Origin of the sequence: Pseudoalteromonas undina (assembly GCF_000238275.3) — a bacterium.
Lineage (GTDB): Bacteria > Pseudomonadota > Gammaproteobacteria > Enterobacterales > Alteromonadaceae > Pseudoalteromonas > Pseudoalteromonas undina.
Genome location: NZ_AHCF03000002.1, coordinates 580,509 through 599,352, shown reverse-complemented (window position 1 = coordinate 599,352; position 18,844 = coordinate 580,509). Strand labels below are relative to the sequence as shown.

General features: G+C 41.4%; 16 protein-coding genes. 3 read left to right on the top strand and 13 right to left on the bottom strand.

Features of this window, described 5'->3' with window-relative positions:
- Window positions 1-112 precede the first annotated feature (112 nt).
- From xseB to dxs, 3 genes are all read left to right on the top strand, one after another.
- Window positions 113-355: an exodeoxyribonuclease VII small subunit gene (gene xseB / locus PUND_RS03395; protein WP_010390946.1), complete on the top strand. Its 243-nt coding sequence runs from the start codon at window positions 113-115 to the stop codon at window positions 353-355.
- Between the two features lie 2 nt (window positions 356-357).
- The gene (ispA, locus tag PUND_RS03390) at window positions 358-1,245 is read left to right on the top strand and encodes a (2E,6E)-farnesyl diphosphate synthase (RefSeq protein WP_010390945.1); all 888 of its coding nucleotides are present in this window, start codon (window positions 358-360) and stop codon (window positions 1,243-1,245) included.
- Window positions 1,246-1,359: 114 nt separating this feature from the next.
- Window positions 1,360-3,222: a 1-deoxy-D-xylulose-5-phosphate synthase gene (gene dxs, locus PUND_RS03385; RefSeq protein WP_010390943.1), complete on the top strand. Its 1,863-nt coding sequence runs from the start codon at window positions 1,360-1,362 to the stop codon at window positions 3,220-3,222.
- Window positions 3,223-3,284: 62 nt separating this feature from the next.
- On the opposite strand, the gene PUND_RS03380 is transcribed toward dxs, so the two are convergent.
- The 13 genes from PUND_RS03380 to thrA form a co-directional block, all read right to left on the bottom strand.
- On the bottom strand, window positions 3,285-6,371 hold the full coding sequence (locus PUND_RS03380; RefSeq protein ID WP_010390942.1) for a ligand-binding sensor domain-containing diguanylate cyclase: 3,087 nt from the start codon (window positions 6,369-6,371) through the stop codon (window positions 3,285-3,287).
- Between the two features lie 31 nt (window positions 6,372-6,402).
- Window positions 6,403-6,888: a phosphatidylglycerophosphatase A family protein gene (locus tag PUND_RS03375; RefSeq protein ID WP_010390940.1), complete on the bottom strand. Its 486-nt coding sequence runs from the start codon at window positions 6,886-6,888 to the stop codon at window positions 6,403-6,405.
- Complete coding sequence (gene thiL / locus PUND_RS03370; RefSeq protein ID WP_010390938.1) at window positions 6,885-7,859, bottom strand: thiamine-phosphate kinase; 975 nt, start codon at window positions 7,857-7,859, stop codon at window positions 6,885-6,887. Before thiL ends, PUND_RS03375 begins: the two co-directional genes overlap by 4 nt.
- A gap of 88 nt (window positions 7,860-7,947) precedes the next feature.
- Entirely contained in the window at window positions 7,948-8,358 is a 411-nt protein-coding gene (gene nusB / locus PUND_RS03365) for a transcription antitermination factor NusB (RefSeq protein ID WP_010390936.1), read from the bottom strand.
- 15 nt (window positions 8,359-8,373) lie between these two features.
- The gene (ribH, locus tag PUND_RS03360) at window positions 8,374-8,838 is read right to left on the bottom strand and encodes a 6,7-dimethyl-8-ribityllumazine synthase (RefSeq protein ID WP_008110216.1); all 465 of its coding nucleotides are present in this window, start codon (window positions 8,836-8,838) and stop codon (window positions 8,374-8,376) included.
- 93 nt (window positions 8,839-8,931) lie between these two features.
- Window positions 8,932-10,044, bottom strand: coding sequence for a bifunctional 3,4-dihydroxy-2-butanone-4-phosphate synthase/GTP cyclohydrolase II (ribBA, locus tag PUND_RS03355; protein WP_010390933.1), 1,113 nt, complete (start codon window positions 10,042-10,044; stop codon window positions 8,932-8,934).
- 28 nt (window positions 10,045-10,072) lie between these two features.
- Window positions 10,073-10,726, bottom strand: coding sequence for a riboflavin synthase (locus tag PUND_RS03350; protein WP_010390931.1), 654 nt, complete (start codon window positions 10,724-10,726; stop codon window positions 10,073-10,075).
- A gap of 24 nt (window positions 10,727-10,750) precedes the next feature.
- On the bottom strand, window positions 10,751-11,878 hold the full coding sequence (ribD, locus tag PUND_RS03345; protein WP_010390930.1) for a bifunctional diaminohydroxyphosphoribosylaminopyrimidine deaminase/5-amino-6-(5-phosphoribosylamino)uracil reductase RibD: 1,128 nt from the start codon (window positions 11,876-11,878) through the stop codon (window positions 10,751-10,753).
- A gap of 2 nt (window positions 11,879-11,880) precedes the next feature.
- Window positions 11,881-12,330 (bottom strand): transcriptional regulator NrdR, encoded by a 450-nt coding sequence (gene nrdR / locus PUND_RS03340; RefSeq protein ID WP_010390928.1) that lies wholly within the window; start codon window positions 12,328-12,330, stop codon window positions 11,881-11,883.
- A gap of 107 nt (window positions 12,331-12,437) precedes the next feature.
- Window positions 12,438-13,694, bottom strand: coding sequence for a serine hydroxymethyltransferase (glyA, locus tag PUND_RS03335; RefSeq protein WP_010390926.1), 1,257 nt, complete (start codon window positions 13,692-13,694; stop codon window positions 12,438-12,440).
- Between the two features lie 268 nt (window positions 13,695-13,962).
- Window positions 13,963-15,246 carry a threonine synthase gene (gene thrC / locus PUND_RS03330; protein ID WP_010390924.1) on the bottom strand — a complete coding sequence of 428 codons (1,284 nt, stop codon included), beginning with the start codon at window positions 15,244-15,246 and terminating at the stop codon, window positions 13,963-13,965.
- Between the two features lie 11 nt (window positions 15,247-15,257).
- Window positions 15,258-16,193 (bottom strand): homoserine kinase, encoded by a 936-nt coding sequence (gene thrB / locus PUND_RS03325; protein ID WP_008112008.1) that lies wholly within the window; start codon window positions 16,191-16,193, stop codon window positions 15,258-15,260.
- A 9-nt stretch (window positions 16,194-16,202) separates the two neighbouring features.
- Complete coding sequence (thrA, locus tag PUND_RS03320; RefSeq protein ID WP_010390922.1) at window positions 16,203-18,620, bottom strand: bifunctional aspartate kinase/homoserine dehydrogenase I; 2,418 nt, start codon at window positions 18,618-18,620, stop codon at window positions 16,203-16,205.
- Window positions 18,621-18,844: the final 224 nt, after the last annotated feature.

Below are 18,844 nucleotides of genomic sequence, written 5' to 3'. Positions count from 1 at the left end.
TAAAACCCAATTAACAGCATTTATCTATCAAAAAAACATAACATTCTTTGACCTAGTTTAGCATTCCCCCTAAAATTGGCGTCTAAATTTATTATGTAAGTTGAAAATAAAGATGGCGACTAAAAAACCTGAAAATTTAAGTTTCGAACAAGCACTAGAAGAATTAACAACAATTGTCAGTGAAATGGAACAAGGTGATTTATCGCTTGAACAGTCTTTAAAGCAATTTGAGCGCGGCATTGCATTAGCCAGTGCGTCTTCCGGTAAACTTCAACAAGCCGAGCAAAAGGTGTCGATATTAATGGGTAATGACGAAAAAGCACCGCTTACTCAATTTGATAACGATTTGGAATAATTGTGAGCATAAAAGAACAAATAAAGCTCGCTCAAGATGATGTAGCCAATACACTCAACCTTTATTTCGAACAACCTCTTGAAAGCGACAACACTATAAAAGAAGCCACACATTATAGTCTAATGAATGGCGGGAAGAGATTACGCCCTTTTTTGGTTTATACCACAGGCAAAATGCTCGGTGCTGAAAAACGTGATTTAGATGTGCTGGCAGCAGCGATAGAATGCATTCATAGTTATTCATTAGTGCATGACGATTTACCCGCTATGGATGACGATGATTTACGTCGTGGCCGTCCTACATGTCATATTGTCTATGGTGAAGCACAAGCTATTTTAGCAGGTGACGCACTGCAAACCTTAGCGTTTGAGCTTATTGCTAAGCACACATTTAAATGCTCAACAGAAGCTCAGTTAAAAATGATTGCAGAATTAGCACATGCTTCAGGCTTGCAAGGAATGGTTGCCGGACAAGGCCGCGATATTGCAGCAACAGATAAAGTTATTACGGTTGATGAATTAGAACGTATTCATAAACTTAAAACAGGCGCATTAATAAATTGTGCGATTACTTTGGGCGCACTTTGTGCCCCTAATATTAGCCAACACACTTTAGATAACTTATCTACTTTTGGGTATGCTATCGGACTGGCCTTTCAGGTTCATGACGATATTTTAGATGTTGAGGGCGACACACTGACTTTAGGTAAGCCTCAAGGGTCAGATATTGCTGCGAATAAAGCGACATATCCCGCTTTATTAGGTATGCTAGGTGCTAAGCAAAAAGCACTAAATTTGATACAGCAAGCCCATGAGGCGTTAGCCAATATTGACGCAGACACAAGCGACTTAGCGGCACTGGCAAACTATTTAATTGAACGTGACCATTAAACATGGCTAAAACGTATTAACTCTTAGAACAAAATTATTACTAAATATTAAGTCGCCTCTTAAACTTAGCTTTTTTGAGGGAAGTTAATATTAGCGAAGGATATATAAAAAACCATGACACTTGATAGCAGCAAGTATCCATTACTTAATTTGGTGAACGAACCAGCCCACTTGCGAGACTTAGCACAAGATAAGCTTCCTGCATTTAGCCATGAATTGCGTGATTACTTACTCAATTCAGTATCGCAAAGTAGCGGCCATTTAGCGTCTGGTTTAGGAACCGTAGAACTTACCGTTGCATTACATTATGTGTACAACACTCCCGACGACCGTTTAGTTTGGGATGTAGGTCATCAAGCCTACCCACATAAAATACTGACGGGACGTCGTGACCAAATGCACACCATTCGTCAAAAAGATGGATTGCACCCATTTCCATTTAGAGACGAAAGTGAATACGATACGTTTAGTGTTGGCCATTCAAGTACCTCTATTTCAGCGGCGCTGGGTATGTCTATTGCTGCGCAAAAAGAAGGCAAAGGTCGTAAAACCGTGGCGGTGATAGGCGATGGCGCAATTACCGCAGGTATGGCCTTTGAGGCGATGAACCACTTAGGTGATGTTAAATCAGATATGTTGATTATTTTGAACGATAACGAAATGTCGATTTCTGAAAACGTCGGCGCGTTAACCAATCATTTTGCGCGTATTTTATCAGGTAGCTTTTATACCAACATCCGCGAAGGCAGTAAAAAGCTTCTTTCTGGTGTACCGCCGGTAAAAGAACTTGCCAGCCGTATGGAAGAACACATTAAAGGGATGATGATCCCGGGTACTTTTTTTGAAGAATTAGGCCTAAATTACATTGGTCCAATTGATGGCCATGATGTGAACATGCTGGTTGATACGCTGCGTAACATGCGTAACTTAAAAGGCCCACAACTTTTACATATAAAAACCCAAAAAGGCAAAGGTTACAAGCCCGCAGAAGCCGATCCGATTGGTTATCATGGTGTACCAAAATTTGATCCTGCAACTTCAAGTTTACCAAAATCTAAGCCAAGTGCGGCCACTTTCTCAAATGTATTTGGTGATTGGCTTTGCGATATGGCAGAGCAAGACAGCAAATTGATGGCAATTACCCCTGCGATGCGTGAAGGTTCGGGGATGGTGCGTTTTTCTAAAGAACACCCTGAACAATATTTTGATGTGGCAATTGCTGAGCAACACGCTGTAACCCTTGCTGCAGGTTTTGCTTGTGAAGGGTTAAAACCCGTTGTGGCTATCTACTCTAGCTTTTTACAACGTGCGTATGACCAATTAATTCACGACGTTGCATTGCAAAACCTACCGGTATTATTTGCTATTGACCGCGCAGGTATTGTCGGAGCCGATGGTGAAACTCACCAAGGCGCCTATGACCTAAGCTTTATGCGCTGTATTCCTAACATGGTTATTATGGCACCTAGCGATACTAACGAATGCCGTCAAATGCTATACACTGGCTATCAAGCCAATTGCCCAGTCGCTGTGCGCTACCCGCGTGGCAGTGCGGGCACAGCAGAAATTCAAAGCGCTATGCAACAGCTCGAAATTGGTAAAGCTAACGTAATTAAACAAGGTGCTAAAGTAGCTATATTGTCATTTGGTACCTTGCTTGAAAACGCCCAATTAGCCACTGATGAGCTCAATGCCACTTTAGTTAATATGCGATTTATCAAACCACTTGATACCGGGTTAATTGATGAACTTGTCGCTAACCACGATATCATTGTAACACTTGAAGATAATGCAATTTCTGGTGGTGCAGGTTCGGCGGTTAATGAGTATTTAGCTACCCAAAAAGCGGCTGTAAAAATACTTAACTTAGGTATACCGGATGAATTTATTAAACACGGTACACAACAGCAAATGCATGATGAAATGGGGTTAGGTGGACAAGGTATATTAACTTCAATTAAAGCATTTATGAGCTAATACTTATAGTGTTTAATAAAAAAGGAGCCTTTGGCTCCTTTTTTATTGCTCACTTATAATCTCTAGCGCATCCATACCTTAATATCGGCTAAGCCATTACTTTGTAACAAACCAATTTGCTGTTCAACATTGGGGTTTTGCTCAAACTCAAATGCGTCTAATTGCTCGTCAAAAGTAATATTAGCGACGCCATCGCCGCCGCGTTTTTTAACTTGATGTAACGCGATGTCAGCTAAATTAATCGATGTTTCCCAGCTAATAACTTGCCCACCTAACAGGGGTAGCGGATAGAAAGACCAACCCACTGACGCTGTTATATTGGTTGTTTCACCGTTAGGAAGCTGGAAAGTATAATCGGCAATAGCTTGGCATAATTCAGATACATAGCTGTCGATTAAATTACACTTAAAATCGCGCAACAACAGTAAAAACTCATCACCACTCCAACGGGCAACATAATCAGAACCTTGAGTACGCGAGTTAAGTAACGCCGCTACTTGTTGTAAACAACTATCTCCAGCAATAGGACCATAAGCATCGTTAATGCGGCTAAAGTTATCTAGATTAATAATTAACAACACCAAAGATTTACCTTGAGCCTGCAATGACTGCGAGTTCCGCTGAAAATGCTCAATATCTTTTGGTAGTTGATCAAACAAGAAACGACGACTTCTCAGCCCAGTTAGCTCATCAGAGTGACTAACAAGTTTAAGCTGAGAATTTACTTGGTTTAATTTATCATTCGCTTGGCGAAGCTCTAGGGTTCGTTCAGTAATAAGCCCTTCGAGTACCTGTTGCTTGCGTCGCTCTTGAACTTTAAAGACCCAAAACACTAAATAAAACAGCAGTACGAAACCACTGGTGATCAGTAACCTAAAGTAGATAGTTTCACCAAAACGTTCCGGTACCACAAACGCATATTCTGCTGATTGCGCTTTACCCCAATCCTCACCTTGGCGTTTAGTTTCTAATTCAAATAAAAACATACCGGCGGGTAAATTTGTATAAATTGCTTCTCTGCGGGTATTTGCATAGCGCCAATCGTTATCAAGTCCATTGAGTTTATATCTAAACTCAATACTTGCCGGAGCGTAATAATCAATCGCGGTATAGGTAAGTGTCACATCACGCTCATCGGTCTCAAGAACTGGTTTTTCACCTAACGCAGCAGCTGCGAGCTTTCGTGATGGCGTCGTTAAGGTTTCTATAGTTGGTTTAAGTGAGCGTAATCCAAATAACTCTACGTCTTTAGGAATTTCTACAACGCCTTGCAAACTGGGATACCAAATAGAGTTATCCATATCAACTACGGCATCATGGCCTAAACCATTACAGCATTGGCTGGCTTTACCATCGAGCTGACGGTCAAATGAAGAGATCACTTCTTCTACTTTTAGGCTTTCGATGTTGGCTTTAAATTGCTCAACAGGCATACGGTAAACCCCTTTCATGGTGCTTACCCAAATTCGCTTTGAGGTGTCATCGTATTCTAAGCTGAATATAGAACCATATGGCAGTCCATTGGCGGCGTCTAGTTGCTGCCATTGCCCTTGTCCACTGCGATAAAACAAACCATCATTCAACGAACCAATTAAAATACCTACGCCTTTAATGTGTAAAATGCTAGTAACGTACGCACTTTCTAAGGTGGTTTGGTCACCTATTTTTTCTATCCCGCGTTCAGTAAAGTAATACGCGCCTTTACTGGTACCAATCACCCCAAAATTTGGTTTATCTAGAACATAAGTAACAAACTTACTACCTAAGAACGCATTGTACGCAAAAGGGTTTAAGCCATTATAATTTAGACGATATAACCCCCGTCCGGTGCCTACCCAAAAGCCGCCTTTAGTTGAAGTGCTAATTGCAAAAACAGGGTTATCGCTCAACGCACGAGCAGGGAAACTATATAAGGTGTTCGACTCATAGAAAAACAAGCCTCTGCCAGTAGCAACATAAAGGCGATCGCCATCAAATTGCAGGTCATGTACCGAGGCATTTCCATACTTGGCACTATTGATAACATTGATAAAGGTTTTATCGGCATCAAAATAACCAATGCCACTTTTATTAGCAATCCATAATTTACCATCAGGTGATTTACTAATCGCCATCACCGCTTCGGTCATTTTAGAAATGGCTGAATGGCGCTCTATTCGCCCTTCGTGAGCAAGCCATAACCCTTCACTAAAACTCGCTAGCCATATGTTATTTTCATCATCTCTAAATATATCGGCAAACCAAATGCTCTGATCTAATTGGCTGGGTTCAACCCACTGCCAATCATTAGATTTAGCCCTGAACAATAAACGTCCATAGGTTGATATCCACAAGCCGCCATTACCATCGCTCATAAACTTATACACAGCTGAGTTATTAGCATTGGGCAGTGGAAACGGACGTAGCTCGTCATCTAAATCTAAAAAGTAAGCCCCTAACTCAGAAGCTAGGTACAAATTACCATTTAAAAACGATAGATCGTGAACAATGGTTTGCGCTAAACGATCGGGTAAAGCCACTTTAGCGGTTAGTTCTAAGCGTAATTTAGAAAAGTCAGACGAGCTTTGCGTTAAACGTAATAAATTACGGTCGTTAACCAGCCAAATTCCCTCAGGTGAAAGCGCCATTTTACTGACCGATCCCACAATTTGGGTGATAGCTGTGGCGTTTACAATAGGACTAGGATTATTTAGTTGGTCGCGGAGTTCTATTTGGCCTCTGTCTATATAATAGAGCCCATTAGCTGCTATCCAGATACTGCCTTGAGAATCTTCAAGAATATCTCTTACAGGGCCTTTAATATTAAACTCTTGTGCGGTTAGCTTTTCAGGATCGATAACCACAAGGCCATTCTTAGTGCCTACCCACAATAATCCTTCGCCATCGATCAATAACTTATTAATACCATTGCTGGGTAAAAATAAACTATTTTGGGTATTATAATTAGTGAAGGTATTGCCATCAAAACGGCTTAATCCAAATTGAGTGCCAAGCCACATATAGCCTTGGTTATCTTGTACTACACTTTTTAGGGATTGTGAGGGTAAGCCGTCTTTGATATTCCATTGTTTAACTACGTAATCAGTAATTGAAGCCGTACTTGGCATGGCACATAGCATAAGTACACAAACCAATAAAAATCGCATCATAGTGCTGCCACCTAGTTAAACAAATAATAAATTAAAAGGGTAGTAAACCTACTTTTATCAATGCTTGCAAACAAATAAGCGAAAAAATACCTGCAAGTACATCATCGGCCATAATACCAAACCCACCATGGGCACGTTTATCGAGTATGCGAATCGGCCCTGGCTTTGCTATATCAAAAAAGCGAAACAGTAAAAAGCCAACCAGTAATGTTTGCCAGTTAAGTGCTGCGCCAATCATAGTAATATAGTAACCAGCAACTTCGTCCCAAACAATTGAGGGATGATCATGTACTTGAAGGTCATCGGCTGTTTTTCCACATGCCCAAATACCAAAGATACTTATGACTACTGCAAATACAATTTGTAACCATAGCGGAAAATGCATGGTAATAAAAATAAACGGTAATGCTGCCAATGTGCCAAATGTACCAGGTGCTTTTGGTGCAAGCCCAGTACCAAAACCCAAACCAAAAAATTGATGTGGGCGTTTTAAATTAAATAATCGGTTTTTATTCAAACCTGCTCCTTGGAAAAGTGCTCAAAACCTTTATGTTCAAAAGCAAACTTCTCACCTTGGTGTAATAACTCTATATTGCCGTCACCACTTTTTATTTGCCCGATACAGCTTGCCTCTACACCGTATTGGCGCAGCTTAATATCTAGCATACTCTTGTTACTATCAGCAACGGTATACAGTAACTCGTAATCATCGCCATAGTTAAGAACAAAAGGAAGTCGCTGCTCAAAATCAAGACTCGCTTGCATGGCATCTGAGGTGGGGACATTTTCAATATTAATGGTGGCACTAACTTGTGATAAATTTAGCACATGCCCTAAGTCGGCTAGTAACCCATCGGAAATATCAATGGCCGACGATGCCAAGCCTCGTAACGCTTGCCCAGCAGCTACACGTGGCGTGGGGAAATTTAAACGTTTATTAATATCTTTTAAGTGTTCAGGTGCAATCGATAAGCCTTGTTTTTTCGATTCAATCGCCAACCCAGCATCACCAAGCGGACCGGTTACAAAAATCCAATCACCCACTTTTGCACCACTTCTACGTAATGCTGTGCCTTCAGGAACTGTACCTTTTGCACAAATAGTAATACTAAGTGGACCTTGAGTGGTATCACCACCAATGATCTGAACATTAAAGTACTCAGCAATTTCATGCATGCCATCAGTCAGCTCAGCAATCCATTGTGGATCGATACTAGGTAACGTAAGTGCAACCGATACCCAGGTAGGCTCTGCGCCCATGGCAGCTAAATCACTTAAATTAACAGCAAGAGCTCGATGCCCTAATGCGCGAGGGGAGATATCATGAAAAAAATGCACCCCAGCAACTAAGGTATCTGTGGTTACAGCAAGCTGACAGTTCGCTGGAACTGTGACAAGCGCACAGTCATCTCCAATCCCTAAATTAACATCGCGACGAGTAATGCCACGACCTTTAAAGTAACGATTAATTAATTCAAATTCCTTCATACACAAAAAAGCCGGCCTATGCCGGCTCTCCTTTTTAACGGTTATTTATAACAACTCATCTGATAATAAAAATCAGCTAAAGTTGTTATTACTTGCGTAACTGTTTTACAGCTTTATCAAGTACACCGTTTACAAATTTATGGCTATCTTCAGCGCCAAACATTTTAGCTAATTCAATACTTTCATTGATAGCCACTTTGTAAGGAACGTCTTCACGAAATTTAAGCTCGTAGCTGCTTAAACGTAAGATTGCACGTTCAACTTCGTCTAATTCATCAAATGGACGAGTTAAATGAGGCGATACAGCTTCGTCTAGTTGCTTGTGGTTTACTGCAACTCCACGCGCTAAATCTTTAAAATATTCAACATCAATTTTAGTCACATCGTTTTCGATCAACATTTGTTGTTCGATATCGGCAATTGCATTGCCGCTTAATTGCCATGAATACACGGCTTGAAGTGCTAAGATACGTGCTTTACGTCTTGCTGCTGGTTTCACAAAAATTCCTTAAACTTAAATTTTATCTAACACATTAACCATTTCAAGCGCACCTAAAGCAGCTTCGCCGCCTTTGTTACCCATTTTGGTACCTGCGCGCTCAATTGCTTGCTCAATGCTTTCAGTGGTTAATACGCCAAATGCAACCGGGATATCGTACTCAAGTGATACTTGTGCAAGCCCTTTATTTGACTCGCCAGCGACGAGATCAAAGTGAGGCGTGCCCCCTCTGATCACTACACCTAAGGCGATAATTGCATCATATTCTTTTTTTGCTGCAACGCGTTTCGCTGCTAAAGGTAATTCAACCGCACCTGGTACGTAAATTACGGTAATATCATCTTCTGATACTCCACCAGTACGTTTTAGCTCATCAACAGCACCTGCAAGCAAGCTACTACCAATAAAGTCATTGAAACGGGAAATGACAATGGCAAACTTTTTGCCTGGAGCGTATTTATTACCTTCAATAATTTTCATTTGATAACCCTAAAAATAAGTTTAAGCGATTTCGGTTGCGCAAAAATTGCTGCGCATTATACCACATAAATAAAATAATAGCCTAGCGTGTAATTATTGTGGCTCTACGTAATCAACAACTTCTAAATGGAAGCCTGATAATGCATGATATTTTTTCGGTAAACTCATCAAACGCATTTTTTGGATACCTAAATCAGCCAAAATTTGCGAGCCTACACCTACGGTACGTGAAGTACCTTGGAATTTGCGTGGCGTTACACTCTCGCCAGCATCAGCTGCAGCGAATGCTTTAACAGTCGCTTCTAATTCGTCAGTGCTTTCTTGCTTACCTAAGATGACTAAAGCGCCATTATGCTCAGCTATATACGCCATTGCTTGCGATAATCCCCAACTACGATCAGCATTACGATCAGAGAGTAAAATATCGTTAAAGGTACTTTGTAAGTGCACTCGCACTAACGTTGGTTCTTGTTGTTTTATTTCACCTTTAAGCAATGCATAGTGCAGCTGCCCGTCAATGGTGTCTTTGTAAGTTACTAAGTCAAATTCGCCATGCTCAGTTGGCAATTTACATTTTGCAACTTGCTCAATAGTGGTTTCATTTAAGTTACGGTATTCGATTAAATCAGCAATGGTGCCAATTTTAATATCATGTTGCTTAGCAAATACTTCTAAATCAGGGCGGCGCGCCATGGTGCCATCTTCATTTAGAATTTCTACAATCACTGATGACGGCTCAAGTCCCGCTAAACGCGCTAAATCACAGCCAGCTTCAGTGTGCCCTGCGCGCGTTAATACGCCGCCAGGTTGCGCCATAATAGGGAAAATATGCCCAGGCTGTACAATATCACTTGGCACTGCGCCTTTAGCAATTGCAGCTTGAACAGTGCGAGCACGATCCGCTGCAGAAATCCCCGTCGTAACCCCTTTTGATGCTTCAATAGACATAGTAAAGTTGGTCGAGAATGCAGCACCGTTATTTTTAACCATCAGCGGTAAATCAAGTTGCGAGCAACGCTCTTGGGTCATGGTTAAACAAATTAACCCACGGCCATGAGTCGCCATAAAGTTAATTGCTTCTGCACTTATGTGCTCAGCAGCAATAATTAAATCGCCTTCATTTTCTCTGTCTTCATCGTCCATTAAAATAACCATTTTACCGGCTTTAATGTCATCTATTATTTCTTGTGCGCTGTTTAAATTCATAAGTTGCTCGTATAAGTTGTCAATATCGTTATTTTATAAAGCCCGCTTTAGCGAGTAAGCTCATCGAAATATCTGAACCAGTAGGATGCTCAGCTCCCTTTACAAGGCGCTCTAAATAACGTGCTATTTGGTCGACCTCTAGATTCACTTTGGTACCGACTTGAAAATCGGCTATGGTCGTTTGCCCGCTGGTGTGTGGCACAATCGTTAGTTTAAATTTATTACCTTCAACTGCATTGACCGTTAAGCTAATACCATCAATACACACAGACCCTTTATAAGGAATGTATTTCATTAAATTTTCGTCGGTGGCTAACCAATATTCGGTTGCTCGTGCATTGGTATTTATTGCTGTGATAGTGGCAATACCATCAACATGACCAGACACTAAATGCCCCCCGAGGCGCGATACAGGTTGCATCGCCTTTTCTAAGTTAACTGTTTGCCCTAAAGCGTAATGTGCAAACCCCGTTAAGCTAATCGTTTCATTTGATAAGTCAGCACTAAAGCCATCTATATGCTTATCAACAACAGTGAGGCATACACCGTTGGTTGCAATACTGTCACCTAACTTAACATCACTCATATCAAGGTTTTTACTTTGAATACGAATAGCTAAATCACCTTGTTTTTTTTGTAATAACGCAATTTTACCTGTCGCTTCAACTATTCCAGTAAACATAGTGCTACTCTTTATATAAAATGATTAATGAGCTTTTTTGTGTGCTGTGATACGTAAATCATCACCAATTGGCACACACTCATTAAAAGTTAAATTAATGGTATTTTGCATACTCATTAACTCTGGGAAATTCAGTAAACTTCTTGCATCGCTACCCATTAACTTAGGGGCAATATAAAAAACAAACTCATCAATTAAATCAAGTTCAGCCATTTTTCCGGCCAATGTGGCACCCGCTTCTAACCACACATTATTAAACTGTAATTGCGCTAGCTTTTGCAGCGCTGCTTGTAAGTCTACTTTATTGTTCTTTTCGGGGACTTCGATCTGTTTAACAAAATGAGGCCACTGATGCGATTTATCAACCCGAGTGGTGAATATTATCACCTCACTTTGAATTGAAAATAAGGCAAGTTCAGGGGTAAGTCTGTTTTGGGAATCAATAATAACGCGAACAGGTTGGCGCAGTGGTAAATTGGTCGGTAAAGAGTGCGGAAGTTCTTCTGGGCGTACATTTAGTTTTGCATCATCCATCAAGACTGTATCAGCACCAGTTAAAATTGCACAACTCTGAGCACGATAAAGCTGCACATCTTGGCGCGCAGCGGGCCCAGTTATCCATTTACTTTGGCCATTTTTAAGCGCTGTTTTACCATCAATACTGGCGGCCATTTTGCAGGTTACAAAGGGTAATCCCTGCTCCATGCGCTTAAAAAACCCAAGGTTTAATGCGCGAGCTTGCTCTTCAAGTAATCCGTAAGCGACTTCTATACCAGCATCCGCTAAAATTTTCAGGCCTTTGCCTGCAACTTGCGGGTTGCTGTCAACCATAGCAGCAACCACTTTTTTTACACCTGCTGCTTTTAGCCCTTCAGCACATGGCGGTGTTCGACCATAATGACTGCAAGGCTCAAGTGTTACATAAGCGGTTGCGCCTTTTGCATTTTCGCCAGCCATAGTCAGTGCGTTTACCTCTGCGTGACCTTGACCCGCTAACTGATGAAACCCTTCACCTATTACTTTATTATTTTTTACGAGTACACAGCCTACATTAGGATTAGGAGTGGTGGTAAAGCGCCCTTTTTTTGCCAGCTCAATGGCACGTGCCATATAACGTTTATCATCCTCTGAAAACGAGCTTTGCATGGTCATTACTACTCTCCTAAGCGAGCTATTTCTTCACCAAACTCACGTATATCTTCAAACGAGCGATATACTGAGGCAAATCTTACATAGGCTACTTTATCTAATTTTTTCAGCGCTTCCATAATACACTCACCCACCAAATGGCTAGACACTTCACGCTCGCCGGTGGCTCGCAGCTGGGATTTAATTATATTAACGACTTCATCAACTTGTTCGGTACTTACGGGGCGTTTTTCAAGAGCGCGAGTTAAGCCATTTAGTAACTTATCTTCATTAAACGGTTCACGACTGCCATCTTGCTTAATCACTCGCGGCATGACTAATTCAGCCCCTTCAAAGGTGGTAAACCGTTCGTGGCACTCATTACATTCACGACGTCTACGTACTTGGTGTCCCCCGCCGACCAGGCGAGAATCAATAACTTTAGTATCTTTGGCGGTGCAAAATGGGCAATGCATAACTGTGTGTTTCCGTTTTAAAAACAAAAAATGGCCGCTATAATAGCGGCCATTATCATAACAAAAATGTGTGCAGTTGTGATCTAAATTACTGTTTTACTCTTGGATTAAGCGTAAACAGGTAATTTTGCACAAATTGCTTTCACTTTTTCTTTTACTTGCGCTTGTACTGACTCATCTTCGATGTTGTCTAGCACGTCACAGATCCAGCCAGCTAACTCTTTTGACTCAGCTTCTTTAAAGCCACGACGAGTGATTGCTGGTGAACCAATACGCAAACCAGAAGTAACAAATGGTGAACGAGGATCGTTCGGTACTGAGTTTTTGTTAACCGTGATATTCGCATTACCTAGGGCAGCATCTGCATCTTTACCTGTGATATCTTTATCGATTAAATCAAGTAAGAATAAGTGGTTGTCAGTTTTACCTGATACTACTTTGTAGCCGCGCTCTTGTAATACTGCAACCATTGCTTGAGCATTTTTAACAACTTGAGTTTGGTATGTTTTAAATTCAGGTTGAAGTGCTTCTTTAAATGCCACCGCTTTAGCAGCAATAACATGACATAAAGGACCACCTTGGCCACCTGGGAAAACAGCGCTGTTTAGCTTTTTGTAAATATCTTCATCGCCACACGCAGAAATGATTAAACCACCGCGAGGGCCGGCTAATGTTTTGTGTGTTGTGGTTGTTACAACGTGAGCAAATGGCACAGGGCTTGGGTAAACACCCGCAGCAATTAAACCTGCAACGTGCGCCATATCAACAAATAAGTATGCGCCTACTTTGTCTGCAATTTCACGGAATTTAGCCCAATCAACAATACCTGAGTATGCAGAAAAACCAGCAATGATCATTTTTGGTTTGTGCTCAAGTGCTAACGCTTCAACTTGTGCGTAATCAATTTCGCCAGTTTCTTCGTTAAGGCCATACTGAATTGCGTTGTATGTTTTACCTGAGAAGTTTACGTGTGAGCCGTGTGTTAAGTGACCACCGTGCGCTAGGCTCATACCTAAAACAGTATCAAGTGGGCTTAATAGTGCTTGGAAAACAGCGGCATTCGCTTGTGAACCCGCATGTGGTTGCACGTTTGCGTAATCTGTACCAAATAATTCATTTGCGCGGTCAATCGCTAACTGCTCAACCACATCAACGTGCTCACAGCCACCGTAGTAACGTTTGCCCGGGTAGCCTTCAGCATATTTGTTAGTAAGTTGAGAACCCTGCGCTTCTAGTACGCGTGGGCTACAGTAGTTTTCAGATGCAATTAACTCAATGTGCTCTTCTTGACGTGATGTTTCTTTGCTCATCGCGTCAAATAACTCTGGATCAAAGTCCGAAATATTCATGCTACGTTCTAACATTGGGGTCTCCTGGGCAACGTGTATGGGTATTTTTTACAGGCTTTATTGTACGCTTAAAACGACTCTTTGCCTACGCTCTTAAGTTGAGGATATTTAAACAGGGATTGAAACTATTTCACAGCATTTTGATGATGATATTTTTTTATAAACTAATAACAATTTTAAATGAATTTTATTTATTACATTTATTTAGCTTATGCGTTATGCCTAAAGCGACACATAAACAAACAAAAAAGCGGCCTAAGCCGCTTTTTCTAAACGTGTGATTTTAACCAAGCTTAGCAAATAACTCGCTGCGTAAATCGTCGTAATCATTGTGCATATCAATGGCTAAACACGGTTTTGCAAGCGCATCTGCTAGCGGTTTTGGCATGGCTATTTCGGTATTTAGCACCTCTTCAACGCTTTCTTTAAATTTAGCTGGGTGTGCAGTCGCTAAAAAGATACCTGCAGCATCTGTTGCTTTATTTTCAACAAGCCCTTGGTAGGCAATCGCGGTATGAGGCTCTGCAATATAGCCAAGCTGTTGAATTTTTTTCATCACTGATTTTGTGCTTTGCTCATCCACACTAACAGAATAAAAATTGTCATAACTAAACCAGTTATTATCTAACATTGATTGCACACGTGGCCAGTTATTAGGTTTACTGACATCCATAGCATTAGACAGTGACTCAATAGTGGCGCTGGGCGTCCACTGCTTATCAAGCATATAACGTGGCACAGTATCATTTTGGTTTGTAGTCGCACTGAGTTTACCTACTGGCATACCAATAACAGCGCCAATCATAGCCGCACACACATTACCAAAATTACCACTGGGTACTGAAATATGCGCTGTAGCACGCTTTTCTTTTGGCAGCTGTGCTATTGCCTCAAAGTAATAACAAACTTGCGCAACTAAGCGGCTAATATTGATTGAATTTGCTGAATTTAAACCAAGTTTTGCTTTTAACTCTTCATCTAAAAATGATTTTTTAACCAACTCTTGGCAATCATCAAAACTGCCTTCTATCGCGTAACAATGAATATTGTCACCGAGTGTAGTAAATAGCTTTTGCTGAGCGAGTGAAATTTTGCCCTTAGGGTATAAAATAACCACATCAATATTTGGCTTATTATAAAAAGCATGCGCGACAGCGGCACCGGTATCACCCGACGTTGCTGTCAATATTGTCACTTTTTCACCATGGTTAAACTGCGCTAAACACTCCGCCATAAAGCGGCCACCAAAATCTTTAAACGCCAGTGTTGGGCCATGGAATAACTCTAAGCAATAGGTATTGTCTTCAACTTCCACCAGCTTAACCGGAAAGTTAAACGCATTCTTAACCATCTGGGCAACAGTATCACTTGGTAGCTCATCACCAATAAGGTGCGATAAAATTTTGCCGCTGCGAGTAACAAAGTCCATATCGAGTAATGCATCAACATCACTTAATGGCGCTAACGACTCAGGAAAAAACACCCCTTGATTACGCCCCAGTCCTGTTTTTACAGCTTCAACAAACGACACTTTTTGTGAATATTCTTTTAAATTATGTAATTGCATGACTCTTGATCCTATAAAACATTTAATTGACGCGTGCCGTCGTTATCTAATTTACAAATATGGCAAAAACCTTGCTCGTTGATGTAATTTTCCTCTAGCCACTGCGCGCATTGCTCTGCCGCTTCAAGCGTTTTACATACACTAAACAAGGTCGGCCCTGCGCCTGAAATACTCACCACTTCAGCACCGAGTTCTGGCAAACTAAGTTTGGCTTGATCAAAACCATTTATTAGTGGCGCACGATGTGGTTCAGCAATATTGTCTTGCATAATACAAAGCGCCTCATCAAAACGTGAAGTCAGTAATAAACTGCTAAAAGCCGATAATCGCTGCGCAAACTCAACCCCCGCATGCATACTTAGCTCTTTTGGTAAAACAGAGCGTGCCTTTGCGGTATTGAGCGAAAAGCCAGGAAATGCGGCAACGTAATACCAGTTTTCATCAACAGGTAACGCTATTGATTTATTTGGAATTAAGTCGCCCGTTAATTGTAAGCCACCAAGATAACAAGGAGTGATATTGTCATAATGACGTCCACCGCTTACCAAGCCTTCAAAATCGGCCATTAGCTCTATTAACTCAACTTGGCTTAAATTAGTTTGAGCAAACTTATCCAGCGCTGCAAATGCCGCAACAACAGAGCAAGCACTTGAGCCTAACCCAGACCCTATAGGCAGGTTTTTCTTCAACTCTAATTTTACGGCTGGCATATTCGGTGCTACATGTGTACGAAAATGCACTAAACATTGATACGCTAAGTTTTCATTCGCATCGCTTGGGAGTTTATGGGCGTATTCGCCACTACAAATAAACTCATCACGAGGCGCTTCACATATAGTAACCACATCCCCCAGCAAGCTGCCATCAATCGGGGCTAACGCCGCACCGAGGGAGTCAAAACCAACCGTAAAATTACCAATAGAGGCTGGCGCATAAACTTCAATCATAACCGCCCCCTAGCGTGATAGTGTTTTAAGAATATCGGCAAATACACCCGCAGCAGTTACTGCAGAGCCTGCGCCATAACCACGGATAACAAACGGACTTGGCTGATAGTATTGGCTTAAAATAGCCAGCGCATTTTCACCATCACGAATTACACTTAATGCGTGTGATGAATCTACCGCTTCAATACCTACTTTACAGTGTCCATTTTTAATTGTGCCTACATAGCGAAGTACTTTACCTTCACTCGCTGCACTTTGAATACGGTCGTTAAAGTCAGCATCCAGACTTGGTAGCTTTGCCATAAACTCATCAACATTGTCACCTTGGGCGAAGCCTTGTGGTAGTACAGACTCCACTTCTATGTCGCTAAGCTCCAATTTCATACCTGCTTCGCGGGCAATGATAAGTAGTTTACGTGCTACGTCTGTTCCCGATAAGTCATCGCGAGGATCGGGTTCAGTAAAGCCACTTTCTTTCGCTTTAATTGTTGCTTCAGAGAGTGATAAACCATCTTCAAGGGCACCAAACATGTACGAAAGTGAGCCAGATAAAATACCACTAAATTCAAGTAATTCATCGCCAGCACCAAAGAGTGATTGCAAGTTATCAATTACAGGCAAACCCGCACCTACGTTAGTTTCGTATAAAAATTTACGGTTATTTTTATGCGTTGCTGCAATTAAGTCTTGGTAATAAGTATATGAACTAGTCGTCGCTTTTTTGTTAGCGGCCACAACGTGGAAACCCGCATTTAAAAAATCGACGTATTGCGAAGCCAAGGCATCTGATGAAGTACAATCAACTAGCACAGGGTTAACCAAGTGATTTTGCTTAACAAACTGTTCTACTAATTTTAAATCAAATGCTTGCTCTGATTGCGTTAGTTTTTGTTGCCAATCATCAAAAGCAATGCCTTCACCATCAAGGTGTAATTGACGAGAATTAGCCACACCGTATAGGTTTAATTTAATATTACGCTTTTCAAGCCATGCTTGTTGACGTTCAAGCTGGTTTATTAGCTCTTGACCGACTAAGCCACACCCCAATAAAAACACATCGATTGAAGGCACATGAGTGAAAAAGTTTTCATGACAGATTTTAACCGCGTCATTACACAACTCACCATCAATAACCGCAGAAATAGCGCTTTCAGTTGAATCTTGCGCTATGGCAACAATGTTTACTTGTGCTTGAGCAAGCGATGCAAAAAACTTAGCAGCTAAGCCTTTATGTGCGCGCATGTTATCGCCCACTAGCGTTACAATTGCTAAATTACGTTGCACATTTACCGGCTCAATTAAGCCTGCTTTTGACTCTAAGTCAAAGGCCACTTGCAACGCATTCAACGCTAGATTTAAATCACTTTCATGAACACAAAAACTGATGCTAAATTCACATGATGATTGAGTGATCAGTACGATTGACACGTTATCATGCGCTAATGCATTAAATACTTTCGATGCCATGCCCACTTTGCCCTTCATACCAGGGCCCGAAACGGTCAACATAGCTAAGTTTTGTAGGCTTGAGAGTGCTTTTACTGGTTCATCAGATACCGTATCGTTACTAATTAGTGAGCCTTGCGCATCTGGGTTATGAGTGTTTTTAATTTCGCATGGCACTCCAGCTTTTGCACACGGTAGGATAGTTTTAGGGTGCAACACTTTAGCGCCAAAATAAGAAAGCTCCATCGCCTCTTTGTAAGATAGGAAATCAACCTTAGTGGCTTTTTTGATATAACGCGGATCGGCGCTGTATACACCATCAACGTCAGTCCATATTTGGCACACTTGCGCCTCTAAACACGCTGCAGCAATCGCCGCTGAATAATCAGAGCCATTTCGACCAAGTGTTGTGAGCTCACCTTTATTATTACTTGCAGTAAAGCCAGGCATAATGTAAACCGTTGCTGGCGACTCTTTTAGTACCGCTTGAAAACGGGCTTTACTGGCGACTAAATCGGCTTCAGCGTCTATGTGTCCACCCGTTGAAACAATACAGTCTGTTGCTTGTAAATAATGCGCGTTATGATCGGCTAGTAGGCTTTGCATTAGCGATACGCTAACACGTTCACCAAAGCTAATAATAAAAGCCCTGATTTTATCTGGGCAACACTTAATTAGTGCAACCCCATCAAGCTTATTTTTCAATTCGTTAAAGTCCGGCCAGTTTTGAACTGTTCCTTGTCTTTCCTCTACAGCCGCTTTTAAAGCATTGCAGCGGGTAACAAGTGCATCCCACAACGGGTTGAAATCCTGCCCCTGCTCTGCGGCACTAGCCAACGCAACAAGCGAATCTGTCATACCGCCAGGCGCTGAAAGCACCAGTAACATTTCATCTTTTAATTGTGCCTTAGCTAGAGCAGCTACTTGCTCTAAGCAGGCAAAGTCAGCGAGCGATGAGCCACCAAATTTTAAAACGCGCATTTTTTATGTTTCCTCATTCCATAAAACGAAAAAAGGCCTGTGTTCTAAGTGAACACAGGCCTTTAAATTTGTTGCACCGACCTATGCCACTATCCAGTAAGAATGGTGGTTGTAATAATAATGGTCGTTACAAGACTAAATGTTTTCATAAGCTTAAGACTGCCTTAACAAAGGCTATTCTGTCAACCCTAAATTAGAAGATAAAACAGTCTTTTTCATCATGA

Coding starts and splice junctions, on each gene's coding strand:
- thiL (WP_010390938.1), bottom strand. CDS start 7,859: ATGAAGGAATTTGAATTAATTAATCGTTACTTTAAAGGTCGTGGCATT.
- glyA (WP_010390926.1), bottom strand. CDS start 13,694: ATGTTAGAACGTAGCATGAATATTTCGGACTTTGATCCAGAGTTATTT.
- ribH (WP_008110216.1), bottom strand. CDS start 8,838: ATGAAAATTATTGAAGGTAATAAATACGCTCCAGGCAAAAAGTTTGCC.
- thrC (WP_010390924.1), bottom strand. CDS start 15,246: ATGCAATTACATAATTTAAAAGAATATTCACAAAAAGTGTCGTTTGTT.
- PUND_RS03350 (WP_010390931.1), bottom strand. CDS start 10,726: ATGTTTACTGGAATAGTTGAAGCGACAGGTAAAATTGCGTTATTACAA.
- thrB (WP_008112008.1), bottom strand. CDS start 16,193: ATGATTGAAGTTTATGCGCCAGCCTCTATTGGTAATTTTACGGTTGGT.
- dxs (WP_010390943.1), top strand. CDS start 1,360: ATGACACTTGATAGCAGCAAGTATCCATTACTTAATTTGGTGAACGAA.
- thrA (WP_010390922.1), bottom strand. CDS start 18,620: ATGCGCGTTTTAAAATTTGGTGGCTCATCGCTCGCTGACTTTGCCTGC.
- PUND_RS03380 (WP_010390942.1), bottom strand. CDS start 6,371: ATGATGCGATTTTTATTGGTTTGTGTACTTATGCTATGTGCCATGCCA.
- ribD (WP_010390930.1), bottom strand. CDS start 11,878: ATGACCATGCAAAGCTCGTTTTCAGAGGATGATAAACGTTATATGGCA.
- ribBA (WP_010390933.1), bottom strand. CDS start 10,044: ATGAATTTAAACAGCGCACAAGAAATAATAGATGACATTAAAGCCGGT.
- xseB (WP_010390946.1), top strand. CDS start 113: ATGGCGACTAAAAAACCTGAAAATTTAAGTTTCGAACAAGCACTAGAA.
- nrdR (WP_010390928.1), bottom strand. CDS start 12,330: ATGCATTGCCCATTTTGCACCGCCAAAGATACTAAAGTTATTGATTCT.